11 protein-coding genes are annotated in these 14,326 nt (G+C 69.0%); 4 read left to right on the forward strand and 7 right to left on the reverse strand.

Features of this window, described 5'->3' with window-relative positions:
• Positions 1-572 precede the first annotated feature (572 nt).
• Entirely contained in the window at positions 573-1,028 is a 456-nt protein-coding gene (locus MKK82_RS22095; RefSeq protein ID WP_238285686.1) for a PAS domain-containing protein, read from the forward strand.
• 55 nt (positions 1,029-1,083) lie between these two features.
• A complete protein-coding gene (gene frc / locus MKK82_RS22100) occupies positions 1,084-2,334 on the forward strand; it encodes a formyl-CoA transferase (protein WP_238285684.1) in 1,251 nt (416 codons plus the stop codon).
• A 365-nt stretch (positions 2,335-2,699) separates the two neighbouring features.
• On the opposite strand, the gene MKK82_RS22105 is transcribed toward frc, so the two are convergent.
• The 7 genes from MKK82_RS22105 to MKK82_RS22135 form a co-directional block, all read right to left on the reverse strand.
• Positions 2,700-3,386 carry an alpha/beta hydrolase gene (locus tag MKK82_RS22105; RefSeq protein WP_243986873.1) on the reverse strand — a complete coding sequence of 229 codons (687 nt, stop codon included), beginning with the start codon at positions 3,384-3,386 and terminating at the stop codon, positions 2,700-2,702.
• Between the two features lie 139 nt (positions 3,387-3,525).
• Positions 3,526-5,271 carry an oxalyl-CoA decarboxylase gene (oxc, locus tag MKK82_RS22110; protein WP_238285681.1) on the reverse strand — a complete coding sequence of 582 codons (1,746 nt, stop codon included), beginning with the start codon at positions 5,269-5,271 and terminating at the stop codon, positions 3,526-3,528.
• 243 nt (positions 5,272-5,514) lie between these two features.
• Entirely contained in the window at positions 5,515-6,804 is a 1,290-nt protein-coding gene (gene oxlT, locus MKK82_RS22115) for an oxalate/formate MFS antiporter (RefSeq protein WP_238285680.1), read from the reverse strand.
• A 389-nt stretch (positions 6,805-7,193) separates the two neighbouring features.
• The gene (locus MKK82_RS22120) at positions 7,194-8,027 is read right to left on the reverse strand and encodes an NAD-dependent epimerase/dehydratase family protein (RefSeq protein WP_238285679.1); all 834 of its coding nucleotides are present in this window, start codon (positions 8,025-8,027) and stop codon (positions 7,194-7,196) included.
• Positions 8,028-8,071: 44 nt separating this feature from the next.
• Positions 8,072-9,367 carry an MFS transporter gene (locus tag MKK82_RS22125; protein WP_238285678.1) on the reverse strand — a complete coding sequence of 432 codons (1,296 nt, stop codon included), beginning with the start codon at positions 9,365-9,367 and terminating at the stop codon, positions 8,072-8,074.
• Positions 9,368-9,695: 328 nt separating this feature from the next.
• Positions 9,696-10,760 (reverse strand): lactonase family protein, encoded by a 1,065-nt coding sequence (locus MKK82_RS22130; protein WP_238285677.1) that lies wholly within the window; start codon positions 10,758-10,760, stop codon positions 9,696-9,698.
• A gap of 275 nt (positions 10,761-11,035) precedes the next feature.
• The gene (locus MKK82_RS22135) at positions 11,036-12,343 is read right to left on the reverse strand and encodes an alpha-hydroxy acid oxidase (RefSeq protein ID WP_243986874.1); all 1,308 of its coding nucleotides are present in this window, start codon (positions 12,341-12,343) and stop codon (positions 11,036-11,038) included.
• Positions 12,344-12,514: 171 nt separating this feature from the next.
• Here MKK82_RS22135 and MKK82_RS22140 point away from each other — a divergent pair, with 171 nt between their 5' ends.
• On the forward strand, positions 12,515-13,552 hold the full coding sequence (locus MKK82_RS22140) for a LacI family DNA-binding transcriptional regulator (protein ID WP_243986875.1): 1,038 nt from the start codon (positions 12,515-12,517) through the stop codon (positions 13,550-13,552).
• A 102-nt stretch (positions 13,553-13,654) separates the two neighbouring features.
• Entirely contained in the window at positions 13,655-14,326 is a 672-nt protein-coding gene (locus tag MKK82_RS22145; protein ID WP_238285673.1) for an aspartate/glutamate racemase family protein, read from the forward strand.

Consider the following 14,326-nt stretch of genomic DNA (forward strand, 5'->3'; position numbering starts at 1 on the left):
CCGGGCGCCGCTCTCGCACGGCGACACGGCAAAAGCATGTCTTCGCGCCGCGATGGCCCGGCGCGGAGATGTACGTCCGTCGAACTGCGTGATCCCTGGTACGCGCGGTCCGGGGGATGGAGCAGGGCATGTCTCCGCGGCAGGACCTGACTACCAGCGCGCGGCGAACGAGGACGCAGGCTTCGCGGGACATCAGGAAGCGGCCGAATTCGCCGCGTGGCCTCTCGCAGCAACGGAACATTCCCAATTGCGGACATCAAAGAGCGGGAAGCTCCGGCGTCACCCGGCCGCGGCGGCCGATCCGCCAATCCCGCCCGAGGTGCGGCGGAGGCGAGCTGGAAGGAAAGTGCCTTTTGTAAGCGCCAGCGTTGACGGCATTCCAGATTTGGCATACCAAATACCAAGTCAGCCAGGGGGCGGAGCCGAGGCGTCGACGCAAGTTGGAACTTTAGCTCCGGAGCGGGCAGGGGGGCCAATGACGATCCAAGCCGAATTCGATGGCGTGTGCGCGAAAGGAAACGACGGACGCCCTCGCGTCTCGACCGGCCCGGTTCGTGCCGGATCCTGAGCCGATGGCGGATGCGCGGATCCCGGACGGCAGCCTGAGCTTGTCCGCGGCGATCGGCGATGCCGTGGTGGTGTCGGACCCGGAGGGGTCCATCACCGTGTGGAACCCGGCCGCCGAGCGCATCTTCGGCTTCACCGCCGCCGAGGCGCTGGGCCAGACCCTCGATCTCATCACGCCCGAGCGGCATCGGCGCCGTCACTGGGACGGCTACGCCAAGACCATGCGTACCGGCGAGACCCGCTACGGGGCGGAGACCCTGCGGGTGCCGGCACTGCACAAGGACGGCCGCCAGCTCTCCATCGCCTTCACGGTGGGGATGGTGCGGGATGCCTCCCACCGGGTGACCGGGATCGTCGCCGTGATCCGCGACGAGACCGAGCGCTGGGCCGAGGAGAAGCGCCTGCGTCAGCGCGTGGCCGAACTCGAAGCCTCCGCGGACCGTGCCAGCCAAGGGTCTTGAGCCCGCCGGACGGTCCGAAGGACACGATCACCGAAGCGCACAGGGAGAACGCCCAATGAGCAAGCCGCTGGAAGGCATCAAGATCATCGACTTCACCCACGTCCAGGCGGGACCTGCCTGCACGCAGTTGCTCGCGTGGTTCGGCGCCGACGTGATCAAGGTCGAGCGCCCCGGGGCCGGCGACGTGACCCGCACGCAGCTGCGCCACGTCGAGGACGCGGACGCCCTCTACTTCACGATGCTGAATTCGAACAAGCGGTCGCTCACCCTCGACACCAAGACCCAGGCCGGCAAGGAGGTTCTGGAGAAGCTGATCCAGGATTCCGACGTGATGGTCGAGAATTTCGGCCCCGGCGCGCTGGATCGGATGGGCTTCTCCTGGGCGCGCATCCAAGAGCTGAACCCGGGCATGATCCTCGCCTCGGTGAAGGGCTTCTCGGACGGACACCACTACGAGGACCTGAAGGTCTACGAGAACGTCGCCCAGTGCGCGGGCGGTGCCGCCTCGACCACGGGCTTCTGGGACGGGCCGCCCACCGTCAGCGCCGCGGCGCTCGGTGACTCCAACACCGGCATGCACCTCGCTATCGGCATCCTCACGGCGCTCCACCAGAAGAACAAGACCGGCCGGGGCCAGAAGGTCGCCGTGTCGATGCAGGACTCGGTGATCAACCTCTGCCGCGTGAAGCTGCGGGACCAGCAGCGCCTCGACGCGCTCGGCTACCTCGAGGAGTACCCGCAGTACCCGCACGGCGAGTTCTCCGACGTGGTGCCGCGCGGCGGCAACGCGGGCGGCGGCGGCCAGCCCGGCTGGGTGCTCAAGTGCAAGGGCTGGGAGACCGACCCGAACGCCTACATCTACTTCACCATCCAGGGCCATGCCTGGGCGCCGATCTGCAAGGTGCTGGGCAAGGAGGAGTGGATCACCGATTCGAGCTACAACACGCCCCGCGCCCGTCAGGACAAGATCTTCGACATATTCAAGACGATCGAGGAATGGCTCGCCGACAAGACCAAGTTCGAGGCGGTGGACATCCTGCGAACCTACGACATCCCCTGCGCGCCGGTGCTGTCGATGAAGGAGATCGCCGAGGACAAGTCCCTGCGCGAGAGCGGCACCGTCGTCGAGGTGGCGCATCCGAAGCTCGGCAAGTACCTGACCGTCGGAAGCCCGATCAAGTTCTCCGACATGCAGGTCGAGGTGAAGGCCTCGCCGCTGCTCGGCGAGCATACCGACGAGGTGCTGGAAGGCCTCGGATACACGCGGGAGCAGATCCAGGCGATGCACGAGGCCCGTGCGGTCTGATCCAGCGCCAGCCTTCGCGATCCTGAGAGAGGACGGCGCCTCCGGGCGCCGTCCTTTTTCTATGAGAAACCACACCCGGTTTCGTTCGCCCTCCCCGCGACGCAGACAGGGCCTCGCCCGTCCACGCAGACCGAGATCGGACCTGATCCCTCATCCCGAGCTGCAACGCCTCCTGCCGCGCCGGTGCTCTCCGGAGACCGCAGCGTCCTCTGGACGTCGCCTTCTCGGCCTCCGCCATGCTGCGGCCCCCTCAGATCGGGGTGGCCCTGGGATCACCGAAGCGTCGGGCGGCGCGGCGTGTCGCAACGCCACCGGCGGTGCCCGGAATCTCCACGGCAACCGGCATCGACCTTGGCTGTGACCCGCTACGCCGCGCTCGCCATGATGAACGCCACGGCCTGCGCGACGATTGGCGGCTGGTGCGCGTGGGGGCCGTCATATTCCACGTAGGTCACGTCGTAGCCGGCGTCCCGCAGCTTGGGCACGTGGATGCGCGCGCTCCGATTGATCGGGATCTGCTCGTCGCGGACGCCGTGCGACAGGAAGATTCGGGGCGCGCCGACCTGCATATGCACGGACAGGAAGCCGGCCGACGAGACGATCAGGTGGCGCGCTACGTCGCCGTTGGCGAGGCCGAGCGACAGCGTGTAGCTGCCCCCGTCCGAGTGGCCGGCGAAACAGAGACGGTCTGGGTCGAGCAGGAACCGGTCCGCCACCGCGGCCAGCGCGACCGAGACCCGCTCCCGGTCCGGTCCGTGGCCGCCGATGACGAGGTCCCAGGTCGGAAACAGCGATTGCGGCGCCAGGAGCAGAAATCGCTCCGCGTGCGCATGGGCCTCCAGCATCGGCAGGATCCGCGCGGCGCTGCCGCCGCCGCCGTGGAACAGCACCACGAGCCGGCAGGGACGGCGCGGATCGAGCCCCGCGGGAACGACCAGCACGGCGTCGCGCTCGGCAAAGAGGCCCAGGTCGTGCCGGCCCGGCGCCAGCGGCTCGCGGTCGGGCAGACGGTGACGGAAGTGCAGTCGTCCGGCGAGATCGGGATCGATCATGGCGCGAAGTCCCTGGCTTGCTCCGTTCGCGCCGCGTCCCGGGCCGAAGGAAGTGCGCGACTCCATTGAAAACGGCCGGACCGCTGAGCGATCCGGCCGTCGTAACGCGCGTCGGGTCAGGGCCTTCGGCCCGCCGACCTCACTTCTTCTTCTTGATGCCGCTCTGCGGGTTGAGGCTGCCGATATTGCCGCTCTCGCTGCCGGCGGCCGGGTCGATGACGGCGTTGACCAAGGCGGGACGGCCCGAGTTCATCGCCTCGTTGACCGCCCGGGTCAGCTCGTCCGGCGTGGTCACGTGGTAGCCGACGCCGCCGAAGGCCTCCATCATCCGGTCGTAGCGGGAATCCGGCACGAACACGGTGGTGGCGGGATCGCGACCGGTCGGGTCGGTGTCGGTGCCGCGGTAGATGCCGTTGTTGTTGAACACCACGATGCAGACCGGCAGGCCGTACCGGCAGATGGTCTCGACCTCCATGCCGGAGAAGCCGAAGGCGCTGTCACCCTCGACACAGAGGACCGGCTTGCCAGTCTCGACCGCGGCCGCGACGGCGAAGCCCATGCCGATGCCCATGATGCCCCAGGTTCCCACGTCCAGGCGCTTGCGCGGCTGGTACATGTCGATGATGCCCCGGGCGAGGTCGAGGGTGTTGGCGCCCTCGTTGACCAGGATCGCGTCCGGCCGCTCCTTGACGATGGTGCGCAGCGCCCCGAGGGCGGCGTGGAAGGTCATGGGCGAGGCGTTGCTCATGAGCTTCGGCGCCATCTTTGCGATGTTGGCGTCGCGCTTGGTCTTGAGCGTCTCGATCCAGTCGGACGGGGGCTGCTGCCAGCCCTTGCCCATGCCGTCCAGCAGCGCCTGCACGCAGGAGGCGATGTCGCCGACGACGGGCGCCACGATCTCGACGTTCGAGTCCATCTCGCGGGGCTCGATGTCGATCTGGATGAACTTGGTCGAGCCCGGCTCGCCCCAGCTCTTGCCCTTGCCGTGCGACAGGAGCCAGTTGAGCCGGGCGCCGATCAGCAGGACCACGTCCGAGTCCTTCAGCGCCGTGGAGCGCGCGGCGCCGGCCGAGAGCGGGTGGGTGTCGGGCAGGAGACCCTTGGCCATGCTCATCGGCACGTAGGGGATGCCGCTGGTCTCGACCAGCGCCCGGATGGCCTCGTCGGCCTGCGCGTAGGCGGCGCCCTTGCCGAGCACGATCAGCGGCCGCTTAGCGGATTTCAGGACGTCCAGCGCCCGGGCGATCGCCTCGGGGGCGGGGCGCTGCGCCGGGGCCGGATCGATCACCTTGACCAGCGACTGACGGCCGGCCTCGGCATCCATCACCTGGGCGAACAGCTTGGCGGGCAGGTCGAGATAGACGCCGCCCGGCCGGCCCGAGCAGGCGGCCCGGATCGCGCGGGCTACGCCGATGCCGATATCGGCCGCGTGGAGGACCCGGAAGGCCGCCTTGCACAGGGGCTTGGCGATGGCGAGCTGGTCCATCTCCTCGTAGTCGCCCTGCTGCAGGTCGACGATCTCGCGCTCGGAGGAGCCCGAGATCAGGATCATCGGGAAGCAGTTGGTGGTGGCGTTGGCGAGCGCCGTGAGGCCGTTGAGGAAGCCCGGGGCCGAGACGGTGAGGCAGATGCCCGGCTTCTGAGTGAGGAAGCCCGCGATCGCCGCGGCGTTGCCGGCATGTTGCTCGTGCCGGAACGAGATCACCCGCATCCCCTCGGCCTGGGCCATGCGGCCGAGGTCGGTGATCGGGATGCCCGGGACACCGTAGATCGTCTCGATGCCATTGAGCTTGAGCGCGTCGATGACGAGGTGGAAGCCGTCGGTCAGGTCCGGCTCGGCCTCGATTTCAGGGGTGTTGTGAACGATCTTGGCCACGGCGGTCATCGGGGGTCTCCGGGATATCCGTTTCGGGTGGGCCGGCGCTCGGCGTCGGCTGGCTCGGGGATCTCCCGCCCCTTCATCCCGCGGGGCCCGCGTCAGCGGGCCTCGAAGGAGTCTCCGGAGGTCTGGGCGATCCCGGAAGCCCTCTTTCGAGGCCTCCGCTCCGCTTCGTCACCTCAGGATGCGGCAAAGGGTGGGAGATCGGTGGGTGTTCGGCGTCCCTCGCGGGTTCTCGGGTTTGGGCGGTCAGGCCGCCCGGATCGGTTGGGCGGCGAGTGCCGCCGGCTGCTGCTCGGCCGCCGCAAGGTAGCGGGCCCGCATCGGGCGGAGCAGGAACATGGCCAAGGCCGCCGCCGTGACGTTGAGGACGATGATCAGCGTGAACACGGCCGACCAGCCGTAGGCGGAGGAGATCAGGCTGGCGAAGGGCACGAGGAAGGACGCCGTTCCCTTCGCCGTGTAAAGCAGGCCGGCATTGCTGGCGGCGTATTTCGAGCCGAACGTATCGCCGCAAGTCGCCGGAAACAGCGAGTAGATCTCGCCGAACACCCCGAAATACACTGCGGTGGCCAGGACGAAGACCATCGGGATGTGCCCGTAGGTCAGCAGCACGATCACCGCCAGCGCTGCCGTCGAGAAGGCGATGAACATCGTGTTCTCGCGGCCGATATGGTCGGAGACGAAGCCGAAGAACGGTCGCCCGAACCCGTCGAAGATCCGGTCCAGCGAGATCGCCAGGGTCAGCGCGGCCATCTGCATGCCGAACAGGCTCACCGGCACGCCAGCCACCTGGAAGTCGTGGGCGATCGGGGCGATCTGCGCCGCCGCCATCAGACCGCCGGAGGCGACCATCACGAACATGACGTACATAACCCAGAAGACCGGGGTGCGCACCGCCTCGCGGGGGCTGCGGTCGACCTTGGTCTGCGGCAGGCGCGTGCTCTTGCGCTGGACCGGCGTGTTGGTCGACGGCTTGCGCAACAGGAAGGCGAGGGACAGCACCACGGCGCCCTGGCCGATGCCGAAGTAGAGGAAGGCGTCCTGATAGCCGCTGGATGCGATCATCCGGGCGATCGGCACCACCGTGATGGCCGCACCCGCGCCGAACCCGGCCGCGGTGGCGCCGGCGGCGAGGCCACGGCGATCCGGGAACCACTTGAGCGCGTTGCCCACGCAGGTCCCGTAGACCGATCCCGCACCAATGCCGGCGATCACGGCGCCGAGATAGAGCAGGAACAGGCTGTCGGCGTAGGCGTCGATCGTCCAGGCGAGGGCGATCATCACGCCGCCGAAGGCGACCACGATCTTCGGACCGTAGCGGTCGACGAACCACGCCTCGACCGGCACCAGCCAGGTCTCGGTGGCGACGAACAGCGTGAAGGCGAGCTGGATTGCCGCTCGACCCCAGTGGTAGCGCTGATCGATCGGGTCGACGAACAATGTCCAACCGTATTGAAGGTTGGCGATCATGGCCATGCAGATCACGCCGAAGGCGAGCTGCCACCATTTCGCCGACGGCGAATCCTGGCGTTCCATCCCCGTGCCTCTCTTGTTGGGTCGGCGCGGCCTTGCAGTGGCGCGTCTGTGGTACGCCGCCGATCATGCACATCCCTTCTAGGTATGCAATATACCAGCGCGAGACGGACGGGATGAAGTGTCAGGCCGGCGATATTATGCCGTTTGTGCAACTTATGGAATCCGACGCCCTGTCGGTCGTGCCGATACGACGCACCGGCATCGCGGCGAGCGTAAAGTCCTACGGGTAACGCGCCAGGGCGCCGTGGGACCAGGAACGCCCCGGAGATCCTGCTCCACGCCGGGTCCTGTCACGCGCCGCGCCGGGGTGCCAGGACCCGGACTTCCCGGCGCCGCTCCGGCATACACGAATGACGGGGAGGTCGTCGCGGTCGGGGGGCGCCGGGGCTTTACGGGGCCGGGGGCTCGCGGCGGGAATAGTCCAGGCCCGTGAACCCACCACCCTGGTAGCGTTCCACGATCCTGTTGCCGCTGGTCTTGCCTTCCAGCGACGCCGCGTAGGAATCCGCGCTGTCCTGCGGCGTCCAGCCGATCACGTCGCGTCCGTCCCGCCGCCACCAGGTCATGCGGCTGTTGTTCGAGGCGCCCCAGATCACCACCGTCCCCTTCGGCCCGAGGCTCGGTGCCAGGGTGGCGCGGGCGATCAGCCGGGTGAGGTCGGCATAGGACAGCCACGTCGCCAGCATCCGCGCGTCGGTGGGCTCCGGGAAGCAGGAGCCGATGCGCAGGAAGACGCTCTCAACCCCGTGCTTGTCGCGGTACAGGCCGCCCATCAGCTCGCCGTAGGCCTTCGACAGCCCGTAGAAGCCATCCGGCGCCAGGGCGCAGTCATCGTCCAGAACCTCGGACCGCTCGTGGAAACCGATGGCGTGGTTCGAGGAGGCGAAGATCATCCGCGCGCCCTCGCGGCGGGCCGCCTCGTAGGCGTGGTAGAGGCCGCGGATATTGGGACCGATCACCGTCTCGAACGGGTGCTCCACCGAGATCCCGCCGAGGTGGAGGATGGTGCCGCAGCCCTCCGCCAGCCGCAGGATCGCCGGCCCGTCCTCCAGGTCGGCGATCTGGAAGCGCGCGCCCTCGGGCAGCGGGTCCGGGAAGGGCGCGCGGTCGGTGAGCCGGAGCGGCCAGCCCCGTTCGCCGAGCGCGCGGGTCAGCACGCGCCCGAGGGCGCCAGAGGCTCCGGTCAGGAGGACGGGTTTCGGGGGAACGGTCTCGGCGCTCATGGATGCTGCTCCTGAATCGGACGCTCGCCTTCAGACGGTATCGTTCAGACGGCCTTGACCGCGGCGAGGGGACCGGCTTCCGCCGGGTTGCGGGGCCGCCGCACGAAGATCGCCATGGCGACGACGCCCGCCGCCGCGATCAGGGCGGCGATCACGAAGGCGCTGGCGTAGCCCCCGAGGTATTGCACGGCGAAGCCCGTGGCGGTCGGTCCGATGATCCCCGAGATGTTGCTCAGGAGGTGGATGAAGCCGCTCACGCCGCCGACCCGCGCCTCGGGCACCAGCTCGTGGATCGTCGCCCAGCAGGATTGCACCGAACTCGTCAGCATCAGCACGGCCAGCGCGATGAGCGAGACCGCCATGGCGGTGCTGGTCGCGGCATTGACCGCGATCAGGGCGACCCCCGCGATGGCGAGGGGCACGATCGTGGTGATCTTCCGCGCGGCGAGCTTGTCGCCCATGCGCTTGTAGACGAGATCGGCCACGATGCCTCCGCCGACGTAACCGACGAAGCCGCAGGCCCAGGGGATCGAGGCGACCAGGGCCATCTCCTTCACGGGCATGTGCAGGGCGTCGGTGAGGTAGCTCGGGAGCCACGAGAGGAAGATGTAGAGGGTGTAGTTCACCGCGAACATGCCGAGGCCGAGCGACAGGGTGCTCGGCAGGAACAGGTAGCCTTTGAGCGACCGGGCGTGGTCGGAGGGTGCGAGGTGGGTGACGGCGCGGCTGCGCTCGACGAGGGCGATCTCCTCCGGACTGACCCGCGGATTGTCCTGGGGGCGGTCGGTCATCAGCAGGCGCCACGCCACCACCCAGAGCAGGCCGACGGCGCCGATGGCCACGAACGCCACCCGCCAGCCGTACTGGATGGCCAGCAGCCCGACCACGGGCGCCGCGATGGCGCTGCCCACCGTCTGCCCCGAGAAGGTGAAGCCGATGGTCCGGGCGGTCTCCTCGCGGGGAAACCACGTGGTGATCGTGCGGTTCGTGGTCGAATTCATCGGACCCTCGGCGAAGCCGAACAGGGAGCGGACGATGAACATCTGGGCGAACCCGGTCACCGCGCCGGTCAGCATGCACAGGACCGACCACGAGGTCGCGGCCCAGCTGTAGATCCTGCGCGGCCCGTAGCGGTCGGCGAGTTGCCCGCCCACGAAGGCGAAGATCGCGTAGCCGAAGAAGAACGTGCTGAAGATCACCCCGAGTTCGGAGGGCGACAGGTTGAGATCCTGCTTGACGAAGGGCGCCGCGACGCCGAGTGCGGCGCGGTCCATGTAGTTGATAATCCCTGCTATGAACAGCAAAGATGCGATGACGAACCTGTATCGCTTGGCGAACATGGCGTTTCCTCTGATCTATCGGCAGTGTTCGTTTTTATTTAGTTGTTTCACTTGGCGGCGGACACGAACGGTGTCCGCAGCGCGTCCTTCCTCGGCGGCCGCTAGGGCGGCCCTACGGGCGCCGCCTGCATCGGCAGGGGGCGGGACGGTCCAGAAAAGAGCGGAGCCTGCCCGTCAGGGCGTGCCATGCCCGGCATCGCCGCCTCTTCGTCGCGAGACTTCGTCCCGACCCGACCACCGCCGGGAGCTACCTTCACCCGCAGAGGGGAGAGGGTGGGCGGAACCGGCGCTATCCAATATCGCGCGCTCACACTGGCTCTGGGCCTCCTCACAGGAACGCGATCGTGCAGGGACTCAGGCTCGGGCGCGAACCCGTTCGGGTGAGGTCCCCGCTGGTGGGATCGATGGCGAACTCGGCCAGGCTGTCGCCCTGCTCGTTGGCGACGAGCAGATTCGTCCCGCCCGGTGCCAGCACCATGAAGCGCGGGTCGCGGCCGCCCGCCTGCGTCCAGCCGGCGGGGTCGAGCCGTCCGCCTTCCGCGTCCACGTGAAAGCGCGCGATCCCGTCCTGACCGCGATTCGATGCGTAGAGGTGGCGGCCATCCGGCGTGACCACGATGGCCGCGGCGGTGCTCGCGCCGAAGAAGTCGGGCGGGAGCGTCGGGACGAGATGCAGGGGCTGCAGCGTGCCGGACGCGGCATCCCAGCGGCAGGTGGCGATGCTGGAATCGAGCTCGTTGACCAGGAAGGCGAGGTTCCGGCTCGGGTGGAAGGCGAGGTGGCGCGGCCCGGCGCCCGGCCGCATCGCAACCTCCGAGGCGATCGCGAGCCTCTCGCCGTCCAGCCGGAGCACGAAGACCCGGTCGAGGCCCTTGTCGGGGACGATCGCGTGCCGTCCATCCGGCGACAGGACCACGTGGTGCGGGTGGGCGCAGGCCTGCTCGGTCCGGTGCGGGCCCGGCTCGCCCGGTAGGCTCAGGATCTGGCAAGCCTCTTCCAGTGCGCCGTCCGCGCGGACCGGCAGCAGGGCGACCGAGCCGCTGGCGTAGTTGGCGACGATCAGGAACCGGCCGCTCGGGTCGAGGGCCTGATGCACGCTGTTGGTGCCGCCCGTGGCGGCCGCGCCGAGGGCGCGAAGGGTTCCGTCCGGCGTCACCGCGAAGGCGCTGGCCGCCTCGCCGTCACCCTGGACCGTGTAGAGCACGGCGCGGCCCGGATCGGCCACCAGGAAAGACGGGTTGGTGATCCCTTCGACCCGGCCGAGATGCGTCCACGTGTCGAGGCCGGCTCCCGTCCGGTACACGTCGATGCCCCGGCCGCGGGCCCTGCGTCGCTCCGTGGTGAAGCAGCCGACGAAGGCGAGGCCCAGAGGGGCAGGCGCGGCTCCGGTCATGCGATGGGTCCGGCTGAGTGAATAGGCTGCTGCGACGCTCGCGTCGCTCTCGCGCGCGAGGGGACGCACTCGAATGGCGCCATGATCGGCGAGGTCGCGCTGCCCTGGGTTGCTTCTCTGGGCCCACGGGGACGGGATCGCGCCTCGCAGCCCCTCCAACGTCTCGCTTCTGTTCCAGGCTCGCCTGCGGCCACCCGGAACGGCGGACGGCCCGTCCGGTCCGGCGCGGTGACGGTCACTGGAGAGACGATCATGCCCAATCCGTTTCCCGTGGCTCAGGCCCGCCGCGGGACGCGACGGAGGAAGTCGGGGTTCAGCTCCGACAGGCGGTTCACGCCGATCAGCGCCATGTCGCGGTTCAGCTCCTCCTTGAGGATCCGCATGGCGAGTTCGACGCCCGCCACCCCGCCGAGCGCCGCGGCGAACATGAAGGGCCGGCCGAGCAGGACGAAGTCGGCGCCCAGCGCCAACGCCTTCATCACGTCGGTGCCCCGGCGGATGCCGCTGTCGACGATGATCTTCAGCCCGCCCTTTCGGGCGGCGATCTCCGGCAGCACGTCCAGCGGCGCGACGGCGTAGTCCAGCTGCCGGCCGCCGTGGGTCGAGAGGATCACCCCGTCGACGCCGCATCCCCGAGCGATCTCGACATCCTCCGGGGCCAGCAGCCCCTTCACGAGCAGATTCCCGGACCAGCGTTTCCGGATCGCCTCCAGATTCTTCCACGAGAGCTGATCGCGGGCGATGGTGTTGCGCACCGCGCCCTGCGACATCATCGGGGGACCGCGCTCGGCCTCGGTGTTCTCGAAGTGCGGCGCCCCGTGCTTAAGGAACGTGCGGGCGACGGTGCCCAGTAGCCAGCGCGGGTGCGTCGCGCTCTGCCACGCCACCTTCGGCGTCACCTTGATCGGCATGGAGAAGCCGCTGCGGGTGTTGTGCTCCCGGTTGCCCAGCGTGGGGGTGTCGGCGGTCACCACGAAGGTCCGGTAGCCGGCGGCCTCGACTCGGTCGAGGAGGTGGTCGATGCGATTCTGATCGCCCGGCAGGTAGCCCTGGAACCAGGCCTGCGGATTCTGGGCGTGCACATCCTCCAGCTTGATCAGCGAGGAGGCGCTCAGGCACATCGGCAGGCTCATCCGCCGCGCCGCCTCGGCCAGCACGAGGTCGCCCCGATAGGCGATGAAGGCGGCCCCGCCGAGCGGCCCGATCCCGAAGGGGGCCGCGTAAGTCTGGCCGAACAGCGTCGTGGCGGTGTCCCGCGCCGACGTGTCCCGCATCAGCCGCGGCACGAGGGCGTAGTCGGCGTAGGCGCCGCGGCTCTGCGCCAGGGCCGAACCGGTCTCGACCCCGCCGGAGACGTACTGGAAGATCATCGGCGGCAGCAGCCGACGGGCGTGCCGCTCGAAATCGTCCAGCGCCAGCAGGTCGCGGAACCGGTAAGGGGTGACCGCGTCGCTGCGCTTCAAACTTGTGACGATCGCCTGCGGGGCGGCGATGCCGGCCGCACTCGCGTCGGCCCCGCCCACCGTCGGCGAGTCGCGCTCCGGCGCTCCCGCGCCGGAAGCCGGCCGGTCGAGCATCGCCATCCGCGTCTCCCTGATGGCCGTCCGGAACGGAAGCGTCCCGTCGGACGGCGTTTTTTGAAAGCGCTTTCAGATAGCCAGCGGGGTGGTACGGTGTCAATATACTGCCGATCCAGTTCGCTGGTTGCGGCGCGCATGCGCATCGAGGCCGCCCAAGGGGGAGAACCGATTTCAGTGCTGGACCTGCCGGGCATGATCCTCGAGCCGCCGTCGCGCGGTCCCGTCGCGCGGGATGTCGCCCGACGGGCTGGTGTCTCGACCGCGACGGTCTCCCGGGTGCTCAACGGGTCCGCCGGCGTCCGGGCCGACAAGCGCGAAGCCGTGATGCGCGCTGCCCAGGATCTCGGTTTCGTCGCCAACGGGGCTGCCCGGGCCCTCTCGACGCGCCGGTTCATGGCGGTCGGCGCCGTCGTGCCAAATATCGAGAACGAGGCTTTCGTCCGCGTTCTCTCGAGCTTCCAGGAGCGGCTGCGCCAGGCGGGCTACACCCTGGTGGCGGCCAATGCCGGGTACGACCTGGAGGACGAACTTCGGGAGGCGACCTTTCTGCTGGAGCGCGGCGTCGACGGGCTGATGCTGGTCGGCGACATCCACCATCCGGACCTTCACGCCCGGATCGCCAGCACCGGCATTCCGATGGTGCAGACCTTCAGCCTGTCGCAGCAGCGCCCCTGCGTGGGGTTCGACAACGCCGCGTCGGCGGCCCGGGCGGCCAACTACCTGATGGACCTGGGACATCGCCGGATCGGCGTGATCTCCGGCCTGAGGAAGGACAACGATCGCGGCGGCGCCCGGGTGATCGGCATCGCCCAGGCGCTCGCGGCCCGCGGCCTGTCGCTCGCCCCCGAGCACGATATCGAGATCTCGTACGGCATCGGCGGCGGCCGCGACGGCTTCCGCCAGATGCTGGCCGGCGGTCCGCCGCCGACCGCGATCATCTGCGGCACCGACCAGATCGCCTTCGGCGCCATGATCGAGGCCCGGGCCCGCGGGCTCGCTATACCGGGCGATCTCTCGGTGGTCGGCCACAACGATTCCGATTTCGCGCCCTTCCTCGATCCGCCGCTGACGACGATCCGCATCCACTCCGCCGAGATCGGGCACGCGGCGGGCGACCACCTGATCGCCCGGATCCAGGGCAAGCCGGTGGTGCGCCTGACCGAGATCGACGCCGAGCTGATCCTCCGCGCCAGCACCGCACCGCCGCGCTAGGCGCAGGCCACAGCCGGCGCTATCTTGCTCCCGTTTTGAAATCGCTTACAAGTTGATCGTCGGCGCGGGTTCGCGGCCGGCGTACCGAACCCGAGACGCAGCATGGCCCCCCGCATCGTCCTCCTGCACGCGACGCCGGTCGCCATGGCGCCGATCCAGACCGCGTTTTCCGAGCGCTGGCCTGAAGCGGAAATCGTCAATCTCCTCGACGACGGCCTGTCCCTCGATCGCGCGCGGGAGCCCGGCGAGATCTCGGAGGGCATGATCGAGCGCTTCGTGCGCTTCGGTCGCTACGGCCACGACATGGGCGCCGACGGCATCCTGATCACCTGCTCGGCCTTCGGACCGGCCATCGACCGGTTGATCGAGGACGTGCCTGTGCCGGTGCTGAAGCCCAACGAGGCGATGTTTCGCGCGGCCATCGCCCAGGGCGAACGCATCGGCATGTTGGCGACCTTCGGGCCATCGATCGGTACCATGACCGACGAGTTCGAGGAGTTCGTGGGTCAGTCCGGCCGCCCGGCGACCCTGCGGACGATCCTGGTCGACGAAGCCATGACGCGCCTGCGCGCCGGTGACGCCGAGACCCACAATCGACTGATCGCCGAGCGGGCGCCGGAACTGGCCGAGTGCGACGCGATCATGCTGGCGCATTTCTCCACGTCGCGGGCGGCCGAAGCGGTTCGGAAGGCCGTGTCGATCCCCGTGCTCACGGCGCCGCACGCGGCCGTGGACCGGATGCGCGCGATGATCGAAACCGGCAGGAGCGCCTGA

The organism is Methylobacterium sp. E-046 (assembly GCF_022829625.1).
Classification (GTDB): Bacteria; Pseudomonadota; Alphaproteobacteria; order Rhizobiales; family Beijerinckiaceae; genus Methylobacterium; species Methylobacterium longum.